The sequence below is a fragment of the Mojavia sp. genome (genome assembly GCF_059505145.1).
Window position 1 is genome coordinate 1 of record NZ_JCACKA010000111.1, and the last position, 23,088, is coordinate 23,088.

19 protein-coding genes and 1 pseudogene are annotated in these 23,088 nt (G+C 40.9%); 9 read left to right on the forward strand and 11 right to left on the reverse strand.

What is annotated here, in order from left to right; all coding sequences use genetic code 11:
- Window positions 1–215: 215 nt before the first annotated feature.
- On the reverse strand, window positions 216–2,552 hold the full coding sequence (locus AC5JL8_RS29840; protein ID WP_495883298.1) for an NACHT domain-containing protein: 2,337 nt from the start codon (window positions 2,550–2,552) through the stop codon (window positions 216–218).
- Window positions 2,553–2,711: 159 nt separating this feature from the next.
- Between AC5JL8_RS29840 and AC5JL8_RS29845 the strand changes: the two genes are divergently transcribed.
- Window positions 2,712–3,083: a hypothetical protein gene (locus tag AC5JL8_RS29845; RefSeq protein WP_495883299.1), complete on the forward strand. Its 372-nt coding sequence runs from the start codon at window positions 2,712–2,714 to the stop codon at window positions 3,081–3,083.
- Window positions 3,084–3,544: 461 nt separating this feature from the next.
- Window positions 3,545–4,144, forward strand: coding sequence for a tyrosine-type recombinase/integrase (locus tag AC5JL8_RS29850; protein ID WP_495883300.1), 600 nt, complete (start codon window positions 3,545–3,547; stop codon window positions 4,142–4,144).
- 56 nt (window positions 4,145–4,200) lie between these two features.
- Here AC5JL8_RS29850 and AC5JL8_RS29855 read toward each other — a convergent pair whose 3' ends face one another.
- The 6 genes from AC5JL8_RS29855 to AC5JL8_RS29880 form a co-directional block, all read right to left on the reverse strand.
- The gene (locus AC5JL8_RS29855; RefSeq protein ID WP_495883301.1) at window positions 4,201–5,112 is read right to left on the reverse strand and encodes a DUF4238 domain-containing protein; all 912 of its coding nucleotides are present in this window, start codon (window positions 5,110–5,112) and stop codon (window positions 4,201–4,203) included.
- Window positions 5,113–5,593: 481 nt separating this feature from the next.
- Window positions 5,594–9,259, reverse strand: a complete 3,666-nt coding sequence (locus AC5JL8_RS29860; RefSeq protein WP_495883302.1) for a caspase family protein — start codon at window positions 9,257–9,259, stop codon at window positions 5,594–5,596.
- Window positions 9,260–9,267: 8 nt separating this feature from the next.
- Entirely contained in the window at window positions 9,268–9,651 is a 384-nt protein-coding gene (locus AC5JL8_RS29865) for a hypothetical protein (protein WP_495883303.1), read from the reverse strand.
- A gap of 205 nt (window positions 9,652–9,856) precedes the next feature.
- The gene (locus AC5JL8_RS29870) at window positions 9,857–12,727 is read right to left on the reverse strand and encodes a DEAD/DEAH box helicase (RefSeq protein ID WP_495883304.1); all 2,871 of its coding nucleotides are present in this window, start codon (window positions 12,725–12,727) and stop codon (window positions 9,857–9,859) included.
- Between the two features lie 91 nt (window positions 12,728–12,818).
- Window positions 12,819–13,928, reverse strand: a complete 1,110-nt coding sequence (locus AC5JL8_RS29875) for a ParB/RepB/Spo0J family partition protein (RefSeq protein ID WP_495883305.1) — start codon at window positions 13,926–13,928, stop codon at window positions 12,819–12,821.
- Window positions 13,925–14,680 (reverse strand): ParA family protein, encoded by a 756-nt coding sequence (locus AC5JL8_RS29880; RefSeq protein ID WP_495883306.1) that lies wholly within the window; start codon window positions 14,678–14,680, stop codon window positions 13,925–13,927. Before AC5JL8_RS29880 ends, AC5JL8_RS29875 begins: the two co-directional genes overlap by 4 nt.
- 252 nt (window positions 14,681–14,932) lie before the next feature.
- On the opposite strand from AC5JL8_RS29880, the gene AC5JL8_RS29885 reads away from it, so the two are divergent.
- The 3 genes from AC5JL8_RS29885 to AC5JL8_RS29895 all read left to right on the forward strand — a co-directional run bounded on the left by AC5JL8_RS29885 (window position 14,933) and on the right by AC5JL8_RS29895 (window position 16,821).
- A complete protein-coding gene (locus AC5JL8_RS29885; protein ID WP_495883307.1) occupies window positions 14,933–15,079 on the forward strand; it encodes a hypothetical protein in 147 nt (48 codons plus the stop codon).
- A 217-nt stretch (window positions 15,080–15,296) separates the two neighbouring features.
- Window positions 15,297–15,428, forward strand: a complete 132-nt coding sequence (locus tag AC5JL8_RS29890) for a hypothetical protein (protein ID WP_495883308.1) — start codon at window positions 15,297–15,299, stop codon at window positions 15,426–15,428.
- A gap of 109 nt (window positions 15,429–15,537) precedes the next feature.
- Complete coding sequence (locus AC5JL8_RS29895) at window positions 15,538–16,821, forward strand: hypothetical protein (RefSeq protein WP_495883309.1); 1,284 nt, start codon at window positions 15,538–15,540, stop codon at window positions 16,819–16,821.
- A 79-nt stretch (window positions 16,822–16,900) separates the two neighbouring features.
- On the opposite strand, the pseudogene AC5JL8_RS29900 reads toward AC5JL8_RS29895, so the two are convergent.
- The 4 genes and pseudogenes from AC5JL8_RS29900 to AC5JL8_RS29915 form a co-directional block, all read right to left on the reverse strand.
- Window positions 16,901–17,239: pseudogene (locus AC5JL8_RS29900) on the reverse strand (hypothetical protein); the annotation flags it as partial.
- Between the two features lie 14 nt (window positions 17,240–17,253).
- Window positions 17,254–17,511: a hypothetical protein gene (locus tag AC5JL8_RS29905; RefSeq protein ID WP_495883310.1), complete on the reverse strand. Its 258-nt coding sequence runs from the start codon at window positions 17,509–17,511 to the stop codon at window positions 17,254–17,256.
- 197 nt (window positions 17,512–17,708) lie between these two features.
- Window positions 17,709–19,343, reverse strand: a complete 1,635-nt coding sequence (locus tag AC5JL8_RS29910) for a relaxase/mobilization nuclease domain-containing protein (RefSeq protein WP_495883311.1) — start codon at window positions 19,341–19,343, stop codon at window positions 17,709–17,711.
- A complete protein-coding gene (locus AC5JL8_RS29915) occupies window positions 19,318–19,734 on the reverse strand; it encodes a plasmid mobilization protein (protein WP_495883312.1) in 417 nt (138 codons plus the stop codon). Before AC5JL8_RS29915 ends, AC5JL8_RS29910 begins: the two co-directional genes overlap by 26 nt.
- A gap of 508 nt (window positions 19,735–20,242) precedes the next feature.
- Between AC5JL8_RS29915 and AC5JL8_RS29920 the strand changes: the two genes are divergently transcribed.
- From AC5JL8_RS29920 to AC5JL8_RS29935, 4 genes are all read left to right on the forward strand, one after another.
- A complete protein-coding gene (locus tag AC5JL8_RS29920; RefSeq protein ID WP_495883313.1) occupies window positions 20,243–20,746 on the forward strand; it encodes a hypothetical protein in 504 nt (167 codons plus the stop codon).
- Window positions 20,747–20,758: 12 nt separating this feature from the next.
- Entirely contained in the window at window positions 20,759–21,433 is a 675-nt protein-coding gene (locus tag AC5JL8_RS29925) for a P-loop NTPase family protein (RefSeq protein WP_495883314.1), read from the forward strand.
- 193 nt (window positions 21,434–21,626) lie between these two features.
- Window positions 21,627–22,121, forward strand: coding sequence for a DUF4760 domain-containing protein (locus AC5JL8_RS29930; protein ID WP_495883315.1), 495 nt, complete (start codon window positions 21,627–21,629; stop codon window positions 22,119–22,121).
- A 172-nt stretch (window positions 22,122–22,293) separates the two neighbouring features.
- A complete protein-coding gene (locus AC5JL8_RS29935) occupies window positions 22,294–22,818 on the forward strand; it encodes an HNH endonuclease (RefSeq protein ID WP_495883316.1) in 525 nt (174 codons plus the stop codon).
- Window positions 22,819–23,088: the final 270 nt, after the last annotated feature.

Below are 23,088 nucleotides of genomic sequence, written 5' to 3' on the forward strand. Positions count from 1 at the left end.
TGCTATTTAAGCATTATAGCCTTTTTTACTTTTTTGTTTTGTTTAAGTCCCGTTAACGAAAGCTCTTAGCAAGGTTCAATTTGTACTATCGCCGCATCAACGAAGTTGAGCGTTTCTATTGCCTATCAAGGGTTTTTGATGTTTAGCAGAAGTCAATTTGTCCCAGCGATAGTACAACTACTTTGATTGTTTTTATGCGCGCTCCCAAGATTGGGTTACGGTGAGTCTATAGTTTTCTGCTGAGGCTTTACTGGCAACAGCAATGTATCCTCAATTTCCTGGCGAACTGAACGACTGACATAACATTCGCTGTTAAGACAATCCACTAGCAACTTATTAGCGTCATAATACTGCCGCAACAGTTGTTTCTGGTCGTCGTTGAATTGCCAGTCATGTCCAATGTTGCGATGCTTAATCATCACGGATCTGAGTTCTTCAGCCCAAGCATGACCATTTTCTTGCCACCAATGCTCAAATAATTTTTTATCATCAACCCTTCGGTCAGGCAGTTGGTCTTTGAGTTGTTGTAGCGATCGCTTTAATTTGAGGTCGAGGGCGAGGGTGAGGGTTTGGGAGAGGGTTTGGGAGAGGGTTCGGGTGAGGGTGAGGGAAAGGGTGAGGTCGAGGGCGAGGGCGAGGTCGAGGGTGAGGTCGAGGTCGAGGGTTCGGGAGAGGGTGAGGTCGAGGGCGAGGGCGAGGTCGAGGTCGAGGGTTCGGGAGAGGGTTTGGGAGAGGGTTCGGGTGAGGGTTTGGGAGAGGGTTTGGGAGAGGGTTCGGGTGAGGGTGAGGGTGAGGGTGGGGTCGAGGGGTCGGGAGAGGGTGAGGGAGAGGTAGAAGGCTCGGACAGCAACAGGTTTATAACGATTTTTTACAGAACGTGATTTTTCATTAATCCAGGTAAGGAATTGCTGTAGCTTTTCATCGCCTGCTAAGAGCTTATCAATCTGCTGCTTCATCAACTGCAACAGGTCATCAGAATTTTTCAACATCCCTACAGTTAGCAAGAAGACTTCTCGCCAACGCTTGTCAGTAATATGACTAACCAACTGTTGAAATGTCTGCTGAGAATCGATATTTCTAGCAGTGAAGAATTCATGAAACGTCAAATGAGAAAATGAATAAATTCCCCTTGCCCGTTCTACCAGTAATCCGTGCTGTGCTTCAATAGATTTCAGTACGGCTTTGCTATCTAGTAAAAGTGCTTCTGGATCTGTTTGGGCATCAGGTAGATTTTGAATGTAATCACTAATGTATTCTTCGACAAGTCTTTCTTTGAAAAAGTAATTGCCATCCACAAAGGTTTCTAAGGCAATTTTACTGAGTAGGTCTTCTTTGCGCTTGAGAGAAAGTTTTTGATAAACCAGATCACGCTCAATGCTGCGTGTACCATCCCACTTTTTCAGCAATACTTCTACCCCTTCCTCGTAAAGTTCAGCACGGTTAGAGGGAAAATCTGTTGATTCGCCAAATAGCAAGCAGAGAAGCGTCAAGAGCAAGGGATTGGTTGCTAGTTCTTTAATCCGTTGATTTTGTTGGAGTTTCTGAATAAAGTGTTCAGCTTTCTTTGGGTCTTTAGTTTGAAACCATTTTGTGGCAAACTCCGCAATCTGCTTATCATCAAAATCGGCAACCTCAACCTCAGTAAACCGTTCAAATGTATATTCTTTCGATGCAATCCGACAGGTAACTACAAAATAGTTGGCATCGTACTGAGTAGAAAAGTCACGAATTTCTCTCAAAACCCTGTCATTATATGCTTGCGTAACTTCATCTAACCCATCCAACAATATAATTATCCGACCCTGCTCCAACAGCGTTTTAGTTATCTCTTGGTCTGAAATCTTGTTAATAACAAATTGGTTATTTATATATTGCAACAAACTTGGTTGCTGGGGTGTTTCAGCAAAGTCTTTGAGCGTGATAAAAATGGGAACATAATTACCTAAAAATTGCCCTGAGTTACATTGAATTGCTATTCGTTTTAAAAAAGTTGTCTTGCCAGCCCCCGGCTTTCCTAAAATCATTAGTTTGGAGTTTTGCTCAACAGCCGCCAGCCCTGGAACTCGCTTTTCTACCACTTGATTCAGTCCAAATCGCTCGAAGTCTTCCGAGTTACACTTTTCTAAAAGTTGAGCTATTTCTAAGCGTCTGCGTCCTGTAATTTTCTCCAGAATGTTGACATCGGTGTAAATGTCATTTAAACCGATGGGGTGAGTCATGTCTAAAACACGCATAAATCCACAACGCTTCTGGATGTCTGCGCTGACTTTTTTACGTACCTCATTTACTAAATCATCGATTGTTGGGTCGGGTTTTTCTTCTCCGGTTTTTAGTTCCGCAATCTCTTCCCACTTCAAGCCCAACTCTGTGCAAATAGCTTGGAATATACCATTCTCAACAGGTTGTCTGTCAAAAAAATTTTTGAGGGTTGGACGAGAACAGCCGACAACCGCTCTAAAGTATTCCTTAGTCCACCCCTTCAGCTTAAATGCGTCGTTAGCTGTTTTTAGTCCTGCTGTTGATGCTTGCAGTGACCTTGATGACCTTGCCATTAACCCACCACAACTTTTACATAAGTCTTACATAAGTCTACGTCTTAATTTTGACCAAAGTTTTGAAATTCTGGGGTCTCATTGTAGTAGAGGAAAGTTAAAGCTAGTCTGGCGGACACCAAACTAGCAGCAAACAATAAACTTCTAGGAGTTACTTCAATGGTTAATAAAAATAACCCCATACAGTCCAATAATAATACTCTCGTCCGCTCACTGATGAATGTTGCCCTTTCACTGGGGGTTATGCTTGGTTCAGGTTTAGCGTATGGTTTCGTTCAAACTGCTTTTAATTCTCAGCAGCATGAACAATCTGCCCAACCTGAACTCGGTCGCTTCGGTCGTGCAGAGTACGAACAACTAAAACCAGGAATGTCCTTAACCGAAGTGCGGTCAATCTTGTACCGAGGTGTTGAGGTTAGCCGCTCTGCGACAACAGCAACCTTTGTTTGGAGCAACTCTGATGGGTCTAAAATCACAGCTACGTTTGTGAATGACAAGCTCAAGAGTAAAGAACAGTCTGGACTGAAGTAAAAAACTGGAGAAGGCGATCGCATTTGTAGCGTTAATCGCCTTTTTCTTTTTGAGGCAGATCGCTTATCTGACCCAGCCTGCGGTTGAGGAGTGACCACCATTCCCGTTCACGGGAAAATGATATCAACAGCGATATCAATATATAGCTTTGGCACGGAAATGCTGTTTTGCACCTCGCCACTTGTAGTGCTAAAAGATTGGCAAAAGTTAGCACTACAAGTTTAATGCCAACACCTTATATAGATGGCGGTGTAGACAGATGTGGATCATACCTGTAAGTGGTCATCGCGCAGCGAGGATAAGCAAATTTAATCAGCTAACGAAAGAATGCGGGGTGTAGCGTTCGCGCTGTCGGGCTGATTGATAAGTCAAGGTTAACCGGGTAGAACCGCCCACGAAATCATCGGCTTTTCGGTCACTTACATTGTCTTCATGTTGTTAGATAATGTAGGCTAGACCCTATGAAAATAAACCGTTTCGGCAGGGCAGAAATCCTCACCCCCGACCAAATTAATCTCCTATTTACTGAGGGCTTTGTCAACCCACGCGATTGCCCGAATGGGCACTACGCTGCGCGTAATCGCGCACTGTTCGGCGTGTGTCTTTATGCTGCTTGCCGCATTAACGAAGCTTGCACTCTGGCGGTAAAAGATGTGTTTGGCAGCAATGGGGTTAGGGGGGTGTTGGTGTTACGGAGCGTTAACACCAAAGGCAAGCGGGACACTAGGGAAATTCAAGTGCATCCTAAGCTGAAGCAGTATTTAGAAGAGTACAACCCCAACCGCCGCAAGGAGTTCTTGTTTCCGGGGCGGCATGGGTTGGGGCATATTCACAAGGTCAGTGCTGACAAAATCCTCAGAGATACCTGTGTGCGGCTGGGGATTGAGGGGGTGAGTACGCACAGTTTCAGGAGAACGGCGTTAACTAGAATGAGCGATGCCGGGATACCGTTGAGGCACATACAGGAGATATCGGGGCATCGCACTTTGGCAGCGTTGGAACGATATCTGGGTGTCACTGAGAAGCAGAAGCAGAACGCGATCTCTGCTTTGGATTTTTGAATATAGGGAAATATAGTTTTAGGCAAACGCCAGTAAGTAAATGAAAATTAGATAATTCATTTTGGTTGCTCATCGCTACCCATAAAGTATATTAACATTTTATCGTACTCTTCTTTTAGAGGGTCAAGTATGTTGTTTCTATTTTGCTCCAAAAAGCATTTTTCAAAACTTTTTTTATCAAGGATACATTTCCAGTAAGAATTATTTTCAGAATTTCTCAATACATTCTGAATGTGTTTTTTATGTTGAGATTTTTTGATTTTATCGAGAACTAATTCACTTTTAGCAATGACAAACTGTGTAGCTGCCAAAAACTGTAACTCATTAATACATATTGAATCAATAGAGTTAGCAATACCATAATTTGGATGATAGTAAACCAAACATATATCGGGGCTTATGGGAAAGTAAATACCTTCACCTGTGGGGTCTAATAAAACAGCAGCATCCGAGATAAGAAATTCATCTCCTACAATTGGTTTGATTGTATCTAACTTAAGATTCCTTAATATATCTTCTAATGAAGAAAAAACAAATTCAGGATTTATCAAAGCCTCAGCATGAGCCTTTTTTGCTTCTTCTTCGTCACTTAATATTGAATTGGCAATATTCCTAATTGGTGGTACTCTAAGATACTGATAGACAGTATATCTAACTAGCGTTTTCTTTTCTTCTATTTCTAGATTAGTTATTGTTCCATCTTCAATGATTTTTCTGATAACAGGAGCTATATCATTGTCAATTTGTTGAAATACTTCTAGATCGTAGTCAATTCTTCTAATAGAATTATCTTCCCTTTCAATATCAAATCTATAATAGCCATTTTCTTTACAGATAGATTCTACATTTTCACTACGAATAGGCATATCAAATTCTGTCTTACGCAAAAAATAAACTCGCTTTCCATTAAAAGCAAAACTTTTAAGTATTGATCTAGGTACATAGTGTTGCTTAATATTTGCAGGCATAATTAATAGTCTCAAATTATGAATAGAATTATGTAATACAACCTGTAACTTATGTATTATAAAAAGTCAAGATAAGTTTATTGGGGTGGCCGCCGAGATACCTGCAAAAAGAGACACGTTGTAAATAAATATTGCAAACAATCCCTTATTGATTTACTAACTTGCCCAAAAATGATAATGGGGAATCAAATTTTTGCACGGTAAAACCAAGCTTTCACCTCTTTTTGTCCCTGACACTTGCCCAAAAATGACCTTTTTCGGGAATGTCTTCATTTGAATAGTTAAGTAATGGTTGATGCTGAAACAACGGTAAATCAAGGTTTTTGACAATTAGCTTTACAAAACTTTACAACGTGTCCCATTTTGCAGGTATCTCGGTGGCTACCCTGATAGGAGTTCTGGGGAGGTTTTGGTTAAGCGATGGTCTGAGACATTTTAAATTTTTAAGAATGAAAATAGTTTGATGTAATTATATTAGTGTTTACTTGACAAAACGTTTATATCCTTTAGCCATTGCTGCATATCTTTGATTAATACTATTAATAAGTTCAGTCTGGTTGTATGTCTTTCCAATACCCCAAAGGTCACAAATCAGATTGTAACTTCCATCACTATTAATTGACCAGCCAAGATCAAATCTGCCTTTCATAACAGCAACAATATCACATCTAACTCTGTATTGATTAGAACCACGAACATCTGCATCAGTTTTAACTGTTATACCTAAGCTAGATAAAGCTGCTTTGAGTAACTCAGAATTTTTAATTTTGGTACGCAGTGTACTAAAGTGTCCTTGATCTAATTCAATTCCTCTTTTTTTCATTCTTAATTTATTTAATTGAATAGTTATTAATTCATCATCCGTTTTATTTAAAATAAATTCTCTTAAAGAATAACTATATGTAATTAAAAAATTTTCTAAATCGTTGATTATATCGTACTCAATGAATTTCTTATAACTATCGTAGTCAATGAATTTCTTATAATTGAAGTCATGAATGTGAGCTACAAGAAAATCGAAAATTTCAATATCTATTTTTCCAAGGAGTAATAACTCTATTGCAGCGATTAGGTTACCTGATTGAGCAATTTCTTTCAGTATATCCAGTGTTGATGGATGCTCATGCCAATTCCAGGCTAACTCTTCTATTGCAACTTTATTACCAGAACGAGCTAGTTGTTCGATAATAGATAATGCTTCTGGTTTTTGTGTCCAGGTTTGTGCTAACCCTCGTATTGCAGCTTTATTACCAGAACGAGCAAGCTTTTTAAGAATAGGTAAGATGTCAGAGTCGTGCTTCCAATGTCTAATTAACGCTCCTATGACAGAATATTTTAAATCTTCATCTATAGGTAAAGAAAGAATTTTCTTCAAAATTGGTAAAGTGCTTGGAACATCACCTCCAATTCTAACTAATTCATTTATTGCTACTGGATTAGCTGCAAGAGCAAAAGTTTGAAGAATCTTTATTGTTTCAGGATCATCATTTTTAATTCGTGCTAACTCTTCTATTGCTATTTCATTACCTGACTGGGAAATGGTTTTAAGCGAAGATAATGCTTCAGAACTTTCTTGTGCTATTTCTGCCAATATCTTAACAGCTTGTTTTGATACAGAAGGTGATACTTTAGATTGAGCCATATCTATACAAAGAGATAAGACTTTAGAGCTATTTTTCCAATTGTTATATATTACTGAAATAGCCTGAATGCGCGTTATATTATCTACACTGTCATTTTTAGCTAACTCTTTTAATTTTTCAAAAACTTGATTATTAGCATCTGATATATCCGCAGGATTCCTGACTTCATAAATTATTTTTGCCGCTAAAAATAGACTAAAAAATTCATTTTTATCATCTTGTATATTAATAAGATATAAAATAATTTGCTCTACGAATTTAGGCTGGATCATTCCAGCAATTAAGCGTAATACTTCTTGCCAAGCATCATCATTGTAGTGTTTGCCAAAAACATTCGTTGTTAAATCCTCAATTGAAATAGTCCGTTCCTTCTCAAACTGCCATACAAACTCCCAAGCACAGAAATATTCTAAAAAGGTTCTATGAACAAAAGCATAATAATCTGCACCTAAGAAACACAAAATAAAATTGCGAACTCGCAAATTTTCTGTCATCAACTTAGCAAAAGCTTTTGGTGACACAACTTCTATTCTTTTCAAATAATCAGTCAAAATATTTTCTAAATCATTGGAAACAATTAGGTTGGCTGTTAGTCCTTGCTCTGTTGCTTGCATATGGTAAGCAATGTGACGCAGTATTGCCTGTTTATCCTTGTAATCAATTGTTAGGGGATCTAACCTCTGGTCTACAAGAGTACGTTCTACATCCCATTGATGCAGTAATACCCGTGAAGCTTGATTGTAAAGTTCTGCACGGTCTTTCGGTAGTTCTTGGTTGCGGTTAAGAATGGCCATCATGGTTAATAACAAAGGGTTTCCTGCCAATTGTTGAATTGCAGAAGATGTATTGATGGCTGCTTTGAGACGTTCACGCTTTCTAATTTTTTCAGCCTCATCATTAAAAGTTAATTCATGCCAGCGATGAATAAAGTCATCAATTTGATACTGTTCTAAATCTTGCAACATGAAGTGACGAAAGCCAGCATCCCTCAACAGTTGTGGTTTGTAGCCAATTACACGAGATGTTACAATTACTCGCACTTGAGGGTATTCTTTCGTAAAACTATAAATATCGTTGATAACATCTTGTCGTTCCTCTGGAGCAAAGACTTCATCTAAACCATCAAACATGAGAATCGCTTTACCTGCTGTTAAATATTCATGCAATTGATGCTGGTCAAAGCGATGGATGATGCCGTTAGCTTTATCAAAGAACTCTAAAAAATCTTTACACTTATTCTCTTTAGATTTCCGAATGTAAGTGCGTAGTTCAATTAGCAATGGAATAGGCAATGATGACAAATCTTCACTTGGAGACTCTGCCCATTCTAACGCCATATACTGTAACAAAGTAGACTTGCCCGACCCAGGATCTCCAAGAATCACTACATATCGGCTATTTTGACTATCATTCCAAATCTCAAATACCCAGCGAGGGAATTGTCGATAATAAGCTTGTTGATACTTTTCCCAGTCCTTTTGAGAAAGCGGATCTAGTTGGTTACTCTCTAACAATCGTTTTTGTTCTTCTTTAGGAAGTTCATAAATTTGAGGTAAAAATTGGTGAACTTCTCGCACGTTTTGTGGTATGAACATCCGCCATAACTTTAGTTCGTTATAAGCATAACCACTTGTATCCAGACTATCTAACTTCAGAGAACCGTATGTTTCTTTAATTGATTGTTGATATTTGTGCAAGCAAAAATTACGGGGTATAGAAAGTGTACTAGAAGGTTGTTGAGGCTGTTTATGAACACTACCGCTTATATTTTTAGTCAACCAAATTTCTCCATGAGCTTTGCCAATTTGAAAAATTGGTCGTTGAAAATACTTTGAATAATTTTTCTCAGTAGTTAATTTATGAGAAATATAGGCAACAATATCTTCAATAGAGATTAGTGCCTTATTATTATGCTTGCCATCAAGACCACTTTCGATACCTTCACACAAAAGGTGTGTAAAAAGGCTATAAGAACTATTATCTAATTCAATGCTTACTTGACTGGCTAAAGAAGAAGCTATAATTGCTATACCTTGAGGAATCTTATCTTTGTTTATTGCATTGTAGGCATCATTTGTATTGTCGTCATCATTTGAACCTTTAATGCCAACAACAGCACCACTACGGCAAGCGTCAATTATTAATATTGCGCGGGTAACATTGGACATCTTCAATTCATTGAGTATACTGTCAAATGGATGCCAATCAGATTCTTTTAAACCTAATTTTAGGCAGTATTCTCCATTACGTAAATCTCCATGTCCGGAAAAGTAAAAAATTAGTTGGTCGTGAGGATTCCAATTATCTATTCGTTCAGAGAAAGTAGTCATAAACTCTAGTCGATTGTGAATTTGTTTTGCTGGCATATCAGCTTCACAACATCCATATCTATCATCGACAAGAAGATAATATATTCTACCTACATCGCGGTTTCCTGCTTTTAGCTCTTCACCTGTAATAGCATTTACAACAAAAGGTTTTCTTTTATAATTAATTTGTGACATAAATATTTTTATTTTCTTATAATTCTTATGTCCATTCTCTCAGTTTTTGAATGAGGAAGTTTAACAATATCAGACAAAATTCTGTCAATTTCTTGTTGCTGGATATTTTCAAAATCAAGTGTTTTATTACCCCAAGATATATGTAATGAGTATTGCTTCTGTTGAGAGTCCCAGTAAGAGAGTGCTGCAAATAAAGCTTGAATCCCTGATAGGGCTAAACCAGCAATTGTAAGACCAATTATCAAGCCACTTTCTTTTACTCCAGCTTGGGGAGCTTGTTTTTCACGGTTTACAGATAAGTCACAGTCTTGCTCAATAAGATACGCTAGATTTTCTAGGTCGTAAGAAACTTTATCAGTAACATTTCCTTCAAACCTAATATAAGCATCCATCAAAAACGCTCCTTTAATAAGTCAAGTAAATATCAATAATTAAGTATTAGCTAGTTACAGTTTATTGATAAATATTACACTAATTTACTACGGCTTGAGTTGTTCAGACCTTGATTTGCTTGGATACAGGCAGACTTACTAAAGCATGAATTTTTGTGGGATTTACAACCATAATTATCATTAAATAAGTCCATTCTAGCCTTACTCAAGTGCGAATTTCTCCATGTTGCCGAATATGCTCAACTAACCGCTTGGTTTCACCTCCAGCTAATTCTAGTTCTCTGAGATTCCCCACCAAAATAAACAATTCCTTTGCCCTACTAACGGCTGTATTCAGTAAATTAGGTTTGCGGTTAAGGAACCAAAAACTATGCTCTTGGTGACACTGGTAAGCAGAAAAGATAATAGCTGCTTTCTCCCCACCTTGAAAATTATGAACCGTACCAATATCATCCCAACAAAAGTTTCGCCAACGGTTAGAGAGCCAATACTTGAGCGCGTTAGCTTGCTGCAAAAACGGCGACATTACCCCAATTGTCTTTGAGTTATCCTCCGCGCTAATAGAGTAACCTTGCTTGAGCAAGGATGTAATTACAGCTTCTACAGCGTTGATTTCTTCTGGATTAGTGTTATGGGTGTGGCTTCCCTCAACATGGTAAGCCAGGAGATGCGGTTCTGTTGCCGTCCGGTGATCATCGGAAAGGATTTGCAGACCACCGGGATAATTGGGGCTGCAAAACTGAATAATATCCGGCGTGCAGCGATAATGATTTCTCAGAATAATACCATTGCCATTGTCCCCTTCAGTACCACTAGCACCAGCAGCACGATGATAAGCGGTAGCCGTGTATTTGGCAGTGGGGGCATAGCAATAGTAATCTTCATTCCTCATGCCCCGATCCAGAAAGGCAGTTTTGAAATATTGCTTGATGGTATCATCGCTCATGTTAACGATAGGCTCAATTTGTTGGGGGTCGCCTGCTACTACTGCCCTTTGCGATCGCACTAGCAAAGGAAATAATTGATGTATGAGAGTTGTCCCCGCTTCATCCACCAATGCCAGCTTTATAATATTAGGCTGAAGAATGGGCAACATATTCCGCATTGATTGAAGGGTGGAGGTAATGACAGGGAAAATCAAGCTCAAGTCACGGTAGATGGCATCACTATCAGTTGACAGTTTTAGTAATGCCTCTCCATCCCCGGTTAATACACTGCCGTAAGTTTCTAATGCCCTCATAACGCTATGCTTGCGTCGGAGGACTTCTTGCAACAGAAACGCCCAGGCTCGTTGAAATAGTTCTAGCTGCAAAAGGTGATAGTCACGGTAAAAACGACTGTAAAAATCGGCTTGGGGGTAACTATCAAGTTGTCCTTGGATTTGTTGCTTTTGAGCTTGCTTTAACTCTAGTTCCTTAGTTAAAACCGCTATTTGGTTTTGAATTTCAGTTACTTCCAGGTTTAGATTGCACCATTGCCGTGAGAAACCGATTTTTTGGTTAACAGAGGTGATTGCTGTAGTTAAACTAGAGGGGTCAATGGGTATCTGAAAGGGATGCGCTGTAGCTAAAGTGTTTAAAACAGCCGCGTTTATCCGATTCGCCAAACGCTGAAAAATTCGCTTGTCGGTAGTAGCATTAAGCCAGTCCAAGGCGCGTTTCGTCATAGAGTCGGAATCTTTTGGCAGTTCGCGTTCTGCTTGGAATAACGCCTGTTGTATCTGTTCGTAAGCATCAATGGGAAAATTTTCGTAAGCAGCCAAACTTGATAGCTGTTCAGTTAGGGCTTCTAAGGAAGCAGACTTAGCTGCAATATCGTTATTGAGTGATTCGATTTCTCCATAAAGTTGCGATCGCCGTTCGACATCAATGACTTTTTGAGCAGTATTCAAGCGGTCTTGCTCTTGGAGTTGCTGAATTTCACTTTCAGCTTGCAACAATTCAAGTTTGGCTTGTTGCCAATAATCTAGGTTAAATTCAGTATTACGCAGCCAATCTTGGGTTGATTGCAGTTTGGGTAGGGTTTCCTTATGGATATTAATTTGGTTCCCGCCTGGAAGGTAAAACTGTTGAACAGGAGAATCTATAGCCAGTCGTTGTTGGAATTTTTTAACGGTGCTGTTATTAGTGCCGACAAAGAATATTAAATTATTTACATCATCAAGACCGTGAACAAGCCGTAACGCTCGATTTACTACTTGCTGGGCTATAAGGTGCAGAAACACTTCTGTTTTTCCAGTCCCCGGAGGCCCACAAACAGCAGTTAGTAAGTTCTCTTGGGTATGTTTGAGGACGGACGCTTGAAATTCATCAGGTGCATGGTCAGGGAAAGCCCCCCAGAATATCACCTCATCTCTGGGTGATTGTGGCTGACCCCAAAGGTACTGCATCGCTGGGTGAGTTTCAGTTAGCCATTCGCTATTACAGTCAGGTTGTTGAAGTTCCTTGAGTATTTCCTGTAAGTCAAGCTTAAGTAAGGCGTTATAGGGTGTAAAGTCGCAGCGTAGCAAATAAGGTTGTCGAGAGGTTTTGTACTTTCCTTCGGGTAAATCTACCAGTTCAAGAAAGTCTCGAAGCGTTGGGAATCTTCCTTTAAATGTGTCTTCTAAAAATTTCAAAATTCCTGACGCAACAATCAGTGATTCAGTTTGCTCCTCCTCTAGTCCGTACAGCCGCATCAAATTAACAACCACTGGCTGAAACTCGTAGTCAGTCAAGTCCCAGCCAGTTTTGCGGTAATTACCTTTGAATATGGGTGAAATATCAATTGTGAACAGAGGTAGGTATTTCAGCTTTTGGTCTTTGCCCTTGCCGTTGATTATATAGATTTGTGGGAAAGCAACAGCCATCTGAACATCATTTTTGTTACCTCTTTTGGCTGCTTGCTGCCGTTGCTGGAATTGTGTAAATACTTCGCTATCTAACAGTAGCTTGTTGCCAACAAGCTGCACTCCCTTATCTACTACTTTTGAATAGATATCTGAAGAACGCTCGACCTCAGCTTGAGTCAGTTCTTCTAACCTGATATAGCCTAACCAAGCTTGTACTATCTGGATAAGTTTTTCTGACTCTAGCATGGTCACTTAAACATGAATCTTAGGCACTAAAGCTTAGTATAAAAAATATTTGAGCCTTTTGCTTTCTACGTCCTGGTTTTGGTATGTCAGGTTACTCAACATTTGTCAGCGTCTCCAATTGAGCAAGTAGTTTCTCTATCTGTTTGCGCTTCTTAGGATCTGACCAAATACGGGACTTTCTTAGTTTAGTAGTCGCAGCAGTAAAGCGCTCTTTGTAATCGTTAGACTCGGTGTTAGAGGTAGATGCTGCGGCTTTCTTCTCACTAATGCGCTGTCTGATTTCGCTTAAAGACCAGTTTTGAGCAATAGCTTGTTCTAAAAACTCAACACGCTCATCTAATTTCTGAATCTGGGCGATCGCTCTAGCTTTGGTGTACTCAAGTGAGCCTTCCCTTAGCGCATCAAGGATATCTTCTGGGAGGTTTAACAAGGGCAGGCGGTTCTTAACGAAAGATTCCCAGGTCATTAACCCTAAGCCATAAAACACCTCTTCAACGATTTTGAGGTCTTGGTTTACAGCAGGCTCATGATTAAGGACTGAATCATCCGTTTCGATTTCGCCCATAACGTTATGGGTAGATAAGTCAATATCGCCTTTATCGTCGCTGATAGCGTTATTGGTAGAATCATTTTCAACTCCGCCCATAACGTTATGGGTAGGTTCATCACCTTCGCTAACAACAGCGCCCATAACGTTATGGGTAACTGTAGATGCTTTGTTTTGTAGTCGTTGTAGACGATACAGGAATGGGGGTATCTCCTCAACACTTCGACCTAGTTTGAGAGACAGCAGTTGCAGGATACCTTCAGTTTCTTCAACTGGATTCAGGTCTTCTCGAAGTAAGTTTTCTATCAGTGCAAGTTGAAACGCTTGGTCATCAGATAGCTCACGCACAACCACAGGTGCAGCTTCAAGTTTGGCTTCAATTCCTGACCTGTAGCGTCGTTCTCCTGCTACTACTTCGTATTTTCCTCCGCCAATTGGACGCACCAACAGAGGTTGCAGGATGCCATGCTGCTTTATCGACTCGGTTAACTGCTTTAATGCTTCTGGGTCAAAATAACGGCGCGGTTGATTCGGCGGCAGAACAATCTGGTCTAAGGGCATGGATTGAGCAGAACCAGCATTCAATGCGCCTGTAGTGTCCCAAGGTACATCAATTTTGCTTTTAAGAGGTTGGCTTGCTTTAGTGCGTCTCATTTTAAGGATTCTATGCTAAGGGCTATTTTTTTTAAGATGGCAACAGATGGGTGTTTAGGATCATAAACGGCAAGTGGCATTCGTTCCTCTGAAGCATCAACAAAAGCAGTAGAGCGAGGAATCGGGGCAAAGACAGTTCCAGCGCTTGCTAGTTGTTCGGTGATGGCTGCTAAAGTACGGGTGTCTTGGGAGTTACGGGCATCGTATTTTGTCGGCACAAACCCAGCTATTTGTAGTTTGCGGTTGGGTTTATTGCGAACTGTAGCAACCGTTTTTAGTAATTCGCCTGTTCCCTCAAAGGCTTTGAAATGGGTTTCTAGGGGTACGAGAACATGAGTGGCAGCTACGAGGGAGATGTAAGAGAGTAAACCTAAGCTGGGAGGGCAATCTATAAGGATGAAATCGTAATTCTCCTGGATTGGTTCGATGGCTTCTCTGAGGCGAAAATCCCGCATGGAAGCATTAACCAATTGCATTTCTGCCGTACTCAAAGAGATGTTAGCCGGGGCTAAATCCATGCCATGAATGCCTTCATGTATTGGCAGGGGTAGTTCATCCACAATGGCGTTATAGACAGTTTGCCCTAATTCCCTTGGAACCTTGCCCATGAAAATGGTTAAGCTGGCTTGGGGGTCGATGTCGATGAGCAGAACACGATGGGCCAATTGCGCTAGGTGGTAGCCCAAGTTTTGGGTAAGGGTGGTTTTGGCAACACCTCCCGCCTGATTAAAAACTGCGATGATTTGGCTCATAAGTGAGTTGGTTTAGCTGCACCGTTACAACTAAAGATAACGGTAAGTAGCCAAGAAACAATGTTTATTTTTGTTTTGGGTAAAGTTAGGTAGAGCAAACACTTCATTTATATGTATCTGAAAAACTTACTAACTAAACTTTTATCACCAGATTGCACAGTCACGTAAAGTTGGTGGAAGCAATACACCTACATCTGGGTAATTTAAGAAGAAATAGCTTAATAATTATGTAAATTAATAAGAATAACAGATATGGACGAAGAAAGAAGAATAAAAGAAAGGCAAGAGCTTAAGCGTCAGTTCAATGCTAGAGACTTTGAATTTATCGACAGATTCTTCATCCCCAATATAAGTATTGAGGAATTTTTTAAGCGTGTTGCTGCTAGTTTAATACTCTAAATAAGGAAGTTATAAGGAAAAATTCTATATAATCCTCCCGTGAAGGGTGGTTATACGGAAAAATTCGGTAGAATACCCAAACAAGGGGGTAAAAAAGAAGTTTTCCGTATATTCAGACAAGAGTTCGTTGTAATGCTTAATACATTAGGGTTGAGAAAAAGATTATACAGAAAGTTTCCGTATAATAAATAGTTGTTCTGCCAAAGCAGTATAAAAATTGACATTATATGCTAAAATCTGCGAAGCGTCGTCACAACAACACTTCGTTGGAACCGACACCTCGTTAATCGCCCGAGGGCGAGTAGCCAAAGGTGCGGTTCAACTCCGCCGTTATGCCGCTAGTCCTTGATGAGGACGGTGGCTATAAAGTTACTGGTTAGGAACCAGAAATAAGCTGTAGTTAAAGCTTCAGGGGTTGCAAATCCAAAAACTGTAAACAGACTTATCTGGAGTGTCACATGGTGGATATTGGAATTCCGGGACTGACGTTACCTTCCTGGAGTTTGCCGAAGGCATCTGACTTTCGCAAAAAAATAGTGGATCAGGTCAAAGCAATTTTTTCACCCGCAGTTAAAGCTGCCCTTGATGTTGATGTTGATATTGGCATCAAGGCTGAGATAGTAGCTTTAATCAACCAGATATTTGATAAATTGAAGACTCTTCTTGGTGATGTAGCATTTGTAGCAAATGAACTACTCTCTAAAGTGGAGACTTTAGGAATCAGTCTCATTGACAAGATTTCTCTAGAGCTTTCTGGTTTGGTTGAGGAAGTACAGCGTGCAGTCAATAATATATTGATAGGAGTCAGAGACAACTTAATTAATCCGTTCTTTGAGAAAGTTGACGAACTTAGAAGGAGATTAGTTGAGGATGTTCGTAGTCTTATAGATCAAATTTTTAGTGGCTTCAAAGATCTAGCAGACAGAATACTCAAAGAGGGAGATCGCATTCTTACGGGAACAATCGGCGAATTCAAAGCAGAAGTGGAGAAAGTAGTCAAACTGATTCCCAACCCGTTAGATCCTTGCCGAATTAAATTTGATTTACAGTTCACTTTAGGCAAGGATTTAACGATCGGTGATCTGTACAATCTTTTTGAGTGTACGATGCTTAGACGATTAGAGCTAGATGACTCAGTTAGGGAAATCAAGACTATCTATGGAGATTTGCAGCACAGAGCTTGGCATTTGTCTTGTATTGCTAGAGGGTCAGTTCCAGGTGTGTCTGGTAGTTCTGGGTTACAAAGTATAGCAATCAAAGATTGGATTAAGTACGGTCAACTTTTTCAACTGTGGAATCAATTTGAGGACGATATGACACCACTTACGGCACTCGAAACGCGCATTAAGCAGCTAGAGGATGAGATTGCCTCTTTCCGAGCTAAATCAGCCCAGCTAGATGATGTAGGCGCAGCAGTTCAAAGATCTCAACAAACTGCTGAAGCTGCTCAGAATGCAGCTAGCAATGCCCAGAATACTGCTAACGACGCAGTAAACAGAGCCAACAATGCTCAGAATACAGCTAACGATGCCGTAAATAGAGCCAACAATGCTCAGAATACAGCCAATGGTGCTGTGGATTTAGCCAATCAAATCAATGGCAGAACTCAGAAGATTCGTTTTGATGGCAACAGTACAATAATTGATGCGGGAGGAAAGTTTTTAGCTATTCAATCTGATGGCAATGTAGTTGTGTATAGAGATGGTGGTGGGGCTGTTTGGGATACCGGCACTCATGGATAGCAATGGATGGTCGTAGGGCGCTTGTGTAACAGCTATAACCGCGCGGCATAACTATGCCGTTAAATATTTTTTCACATCCTTAGTTTCTTCTCTCGCCAAGATAGCCTTGGCGGTAATCACTTTTCTTTAATCTGGAAGCTTGACGCGCAGACCACTGACGTATAGGAGTGACTTTCTCTACATGAAGTAGCTTCTGGCGATAAGTATTATTATCTGTCAGTTGGGCGATCGCGCCAGCAATAAATCGAGCGTAGCATTCTGGTTGAGATGAGACTTGTTCTTCTGCAAACCGGATAACCAGCCAGTTTGTATCGACAAAACACTTGTTTCTATAGTCATCATCGCCGATACAGTGAGTAGGCTTCCCAGTTGCAAATGAGATAGGTTCATCAACCTTCAAGTCTATGTGTAAGCTAGTACAAAGGACGCGGATCACAGGCTAAAACCACGGCTACGCTCTTGCTGTTTGCGTTGCTGTTCCGCCTCATAAAAAAGAACTCTTAATTCCTGATTCCAATCAGGATAAGTCGGTTTAAATCTTTGAGCATTCGGCAACAATTCTAATACTGCATTAGCAGTTTTCTCCCCCTGCTCATCGTTATTGAATGCCAGAACTACCCTATAGCAATTTTTGAGAAATTCTAGGGGTAAATTGTTCGGGTCATCAGCTACGATAAACATTGTTCTCATTGATGGGTAAGCTCCAGTTCTGGCTTAGGCATCCACTTATTTCCAAGATTGAAGAACTCGTTGCGAATCATGCGACGAAGTGGAGTCTTCGGGGCGGGCTTGCCTTCGATAGTCGGCCCCAAGAAAGAGCCGTCTTGCCCGTCCCGAAGACCGCATGAGTCGAGCGAAGCGGCAACGAGTTCGTCGGCACACACCAGCTACAGGCTGAAACCACGATCTCGCTGTCTCTGCTTTTCCTGCTCCTCCCTGTAATGAGCTTTTAATTCCTGACTCCAATCAGGATTAACCGTTTTCAGCCTTTTACTTTGGGGCAACAACTCTAATACGGCATCAGCCGTTTGATTTCCCTGGTCATCATTATTAAATGCCAGGATTACTTGATTGGTATTTCTAAGAAATTCCAGTGGTAAATTATTGGGGTCATCAGCCACCATAAACATGGTTCTCTTTTCTGGTAGTCCTTGGGATGCCAACATAACGTATACTGCTGCCGACATCGCATCGATTGGGGTAGAACACAGGAGGACATTTTTAGTTTCTTGTTGGGGGTTTTTGGCCAACTGTATATAAAACCAACCGGACGTTACAGAAGCATTTTGGTTGTACTCAATAGTGCGATGATCATGCTCCGGGTTTGGCCAAATTAATGCACCAGTTTTCTCACCATTTAAATCACGCTTGATAAACAAAATCTGACGCTGCTCTGAGACATAAGCCAACTTAGTTAGGCGCAATCTTTCTACAAGAAAATCAGGTAGAAAACGTTTTTCGCTCAGGTAATTGTACAATACCTGACAAAGAGATTCATCCTCTGCTGGTGGCGCAAATATCGGGGCTGGGGAAGCTGGGGGGGCTGGGGAGGCTGGGGAGGAAGCAGAGTAATTGAGAGATAATTCTTTCTCCCCCTGCTGCACCTCTTCCCCTGCTCCCCCTGCTTTCTTTTGTTTCCGTTTAAGCTCAAGAAATTGCTTTTCTAACTGCTCAATTGGCAGTGGTTTATCAGGAATCAGCAGAATTAGATTAATGCGCTCATCATCACGTTCTGGCTGGTAGTCAACACCGCGATGTTTTTGCAAACCAGGGAAAGTATAAGCCGCACCTAACTGTGTACCACTAAAAGCAATTCCATCTTTCTCATAAGAGATACCTTTTGACTTCCCATTCCTGGTAAATCCTGTCCTTACACTAATACCAGCTTGCTGCAACCGCGTTATAAATTCGGGCATCTGGGGATGATCAACAGATGCGTTGTCAATTGTCTGCTGAACTAGCTCCTTAATGCTCTTGTCTGGTGGCTCATCGCGCCTACCAATTTCATATTCTTCTTGCTCTCGCTTAATGCGCCTGAATTGTCCTGTGCTTTGGGTGCGATTCAGTTTTTCTCTGCTGCCTTGAACTTGAACTAAATCATAATCCTGCTCAATCTGCCGCAGCACTTTCTCAGAGCGCACATAATCCCAGGAATCATCTACCAGTAACCCTGTGTCCATTCTGATTCGGCTGGCGGCAATGTGGACATGATCATCGTCGGTGTTTTTATGGCGGAAGATAGCAAATTGATTGGCATCAAAACCCATTTCTTTCATGTAGCGATTGCCAATTTCACACCATTTATCTTCAGAAATTACATCACCCTTAGCAGATGATAACGAAACATGGTAAACCACACGTTCGGCATCTGGATTTAGTTGTCGAGACAGTCGAAACTCACTAGCTAATTCTCTGGGATTTCGACCGCTCATGTTACCGCCAATTAGTTTGGCATTTTCGCTGTTGTGCAAATAATCTAACAGCTTGCGAAAACCTCTACCCTTCGTCTGCTTGCCAATCATCTTCGTTATCTTCCTCCTCTTCCTCCCAGTCGTTATCTTCTGTCTCAACTTGTGCAATGTCTCGTCTGCACTGATGCAACACTTCTAAAAGTTCTTCTAACAGTTCTGGGTTGGCTGGTGGGGTACGCCCCATTTTTATTGCTGTGTTTGTGGCTTTGACAAGCTGATTTAAATTGTTACCGATTTGTCCTAATTCCCAATATGCTTTTAGGCTAATTTTACTTAGTCGTTTAGGCAGTGGTCGCAACAATCCATTACGCCTCATCAGTTCACTCGCTGACATTCCCGCATCTGCTGACTTCAACCGCAGCAAGTCCAACTCAATCTCACTCAATCTCAGCGAGAAGAGGTGCTTCCTGACGAGTCTTTTTGACTGCTTACGATTGACCATAACCAAGGACTTGAACACAAATCAACGCGGGGTTTTTTAAGGGGGTGCGCCCCCTTGAACAAGCCGCCGTCCGAGCGCAGCGAGGCAAAGCGTTAGCTTTGAGGCATGGCTTGCTTTTAGCCCATTTTCGGGGGAGGCGACAAAACGGGCGGGGGCAGGGGACGGCGTAGCCGTGCTGCTGTCAATCCTACAATGGTAAGAGGGATATATCAACGGCGTAGCCGGAATTTGAGAAAATCAAGCAGGAGGTAGATTCTGGTTCGGCGTAGCCGCTATATGAAAATCCTAGATTCAGTTCCTGCTGTAATAGTTAGAGTTTCTGGTGTTAGATTGAATAAAAATATCAGCGAAGCTGCCACATAAAAAATAGTTCAGCGAAGCTGTAAAACGAAAAGATAATTCGGCGTAGCCGCAATAGTCAATTTTTTTTAGCATTTTGAAAACAAGTTAATACAGATTTTTTCAAATAGTCGATAATTATGAGTTAATTACTATTCATGAGATAACAATGGCTGAACATCAGAATTCAGAAGTGATTACGAAAGAGAAGATTGATAAAGCCATCAATCTTCTCAAGTCACAGAAGCCGAAAGAGCGAGAAGATGTATCGGACAGAGACGCAGTTCGGAAAATGAGACGGTACATTGAGAAGCTGACTTCTGATAAGTACGGCTACACTTACGATGAAGTCTCAGAAATGCTGAAGGGTTTGGGGATTAACTTGGCTGGCAGCAGAATTAAATATTTAATCGGTGAGTTGAAGAAAAGCAGCCGTCGCCGTCATCAGGCATCTGATAACGGCGGCAGTAGTACATCAGAGAATTCTGCTACTGAAACTCAGCAAGAAATTACAGCCAGCAGCGAAGCTGAAGAAGCACCTGTAAAGAGTACGAGGGACAAGAGTAAAAAACAACAGCCAGGAGCGCAGGAGCAGAAGGAAGAATCAAAACCAAGCAGCGAAACAACAAGGGCAGACTTTGTACCTCAACTTTACAAAAGGGAAGATTTATAAGCTGGTTGCAGTATGAGTAAAACTACTCCTCACGGAAAAAAAACAGCAGTTAATAAAACAATAGTGGTGTGTACCAGTGAAAAGGGAGGTACAGGTAAAAGTATTGTGGCTAGGTTCCTCTTAGATATGTACTTGGCCAACGATATTAACGTTGTAGCTTATGACTGTGACTCTAATAATCCGCAACTGTGGAGACACTATAACTCATCAGTCCCAGGAGGAGTAAGAACAATCAAATTCAATCAATGGGGATTCAGCGAGATTTTAAAAAATGATTTATCGTCATTAAATCCTGTTGTAGCTTTAGTGGATCTGCCCTCTGGAGTAGGGGAATATTTTCAGGATTTTGTTCAAGAGATAGAATCAGCCTCCTTGGGCTACCGAATAACTATGGTATCGGTACTAGGTAGGAGTAAAGACAGCATTATTCAACTCAAAAGGTTAATAGAAACTTGCGGTAATCAGGTTGATTATGTAGTGGTAAAAAATTTGTACTGGGGTGAAGACGACGAAGAGAGAAGATTCATCTATTACGACCAATCTAAAACCAGAAAAACTGTATTGGAGTTAGGAGCAATCGAACTAAAGTTTATGCGTCTGGTTGATTGGGTCTACGAAGACATAGACACGCTTGATTTAACTTTTACAGCTGCCGTAACCCATGAAGAATCAACTCTCAGCACATAATCTAGGTTATCTCTATGGATACCAAAACAAGAGTCAGAGTTGATTAAGGGTGGACATTTTTTGAGACTGTCAGACGCAAAACCCAGAGATAGAGACATTTTAAGGAAAAACACGGTTTGAAAATTCTAGATACCAGTAGGATAATCGTGACCGTCTCCGAATTAAACTTTATAAAAAACTTAGCTAATATTTGATGAAATCAATGACACTCAATGATTTTGCTGACTTGGGTACGGTTATTGGTATTTTTTTTGTTGCAGCAGGGTTAATGCTATCCATTCAGCAATTCAAATTCAGCCGAACTATGGATTATATGGAACACCTAAGTGATCCATCCATAATAGAAACTAGAGCCATAGTAGATGAGTGGTTAGCATCATCAAATGACGACAATGAACGTATAGAAGCTCTTAACAAAGATCACAAACTACACATTCATGTGAGGGCATTTTTGAGCTTCTGCAATCAAATTGCGATTGCATATCGTTTTGGAGCAATTCACAAGGCAATGGCATTTGATATCTGGTTTCCATTCGTTCCCTACTACTGGGAGAAACTTGAGTTTTACATTTTATGGCGACGAAGCCAAGGGTACAAAGTAGGCGAGAACTTTGAGAGATTTACCAAGGATATACAAACTTTTCAAGCCAAACAAGGTAAAGCGATATATCGAGGGAAAAGGCACTAATTTTTCATTTTGAGGTCTCGAAATTAAAGAATTTTTGCGCCTACGCGGACTAAATATCAAGGCTGCCAAGACGCGGTTCGTAAAAGCGACAGATGGCTTTGACTTTCTGGGCTGGAATTTTCGAGTCCAAAGAAATGGGAAATTCAAATCCACTCCCTCAGAGGAGAACTATTTGGCTTTCCGTAAGAAGGTTAAATCCATCGTCAACAACTCGAATTATGGTGCTGAATTTAAGGCTTTTAAGCTTGCCCCTATTATCAGAGGATGGAGAAACTATCACCGATACTGCAAAATGTCAGGTTCGCGGTTTTCTCTATGGTACTTAAACCACCGTGCGTGGCAAGTATTCAATAAACAGAGTCACCTGAACCGACACCAAACCGATGCTCTCATTAAGAAGGCATTCCCAGCAGTTCCTTACTCCGAAAGTAAACACGTTATGGTATCCGGGGATGCTTCCCCTTTCAACGGTGACTTAGTTTACTGGAGCAAACGTGAATCCAACCACTACGATGGGCCAACAGCTAAAGTTTTAAGGAAGCAAAATCATACCTGTGGATACTGTGGGCTAAAACTCACTCCGGGAGAAGAAGTCAATCTTCACCACCTGGATGGCAATCATCAAAACTGGAAACCTAAAAACCTTCTAGTTGTACATAAATCATGCCATCAATACATCCACATGAGCAAAGGGTAGACCCAAGATTGTCGGGAGCCGGATGCAGCGAAAGCCGCACGTCCGGATCTAAACGAGAGGGGCGGGAGATAATACTCCCCCTCGACTCAACTAATTTGGGCGTAAGTTTTTTTTCGGAGCCTGGAATTCCTGAAAAATCGTTGTCATTACAGTGAATACTGCTCTTGCACATTGGCTGTACATGAGAGTGCAGTAATAGTTATGCACTTTTAATGTAGAACACGGTACTGGCACATTGCTAATGCCGTAGAAAGCATTATTTTTTATGCA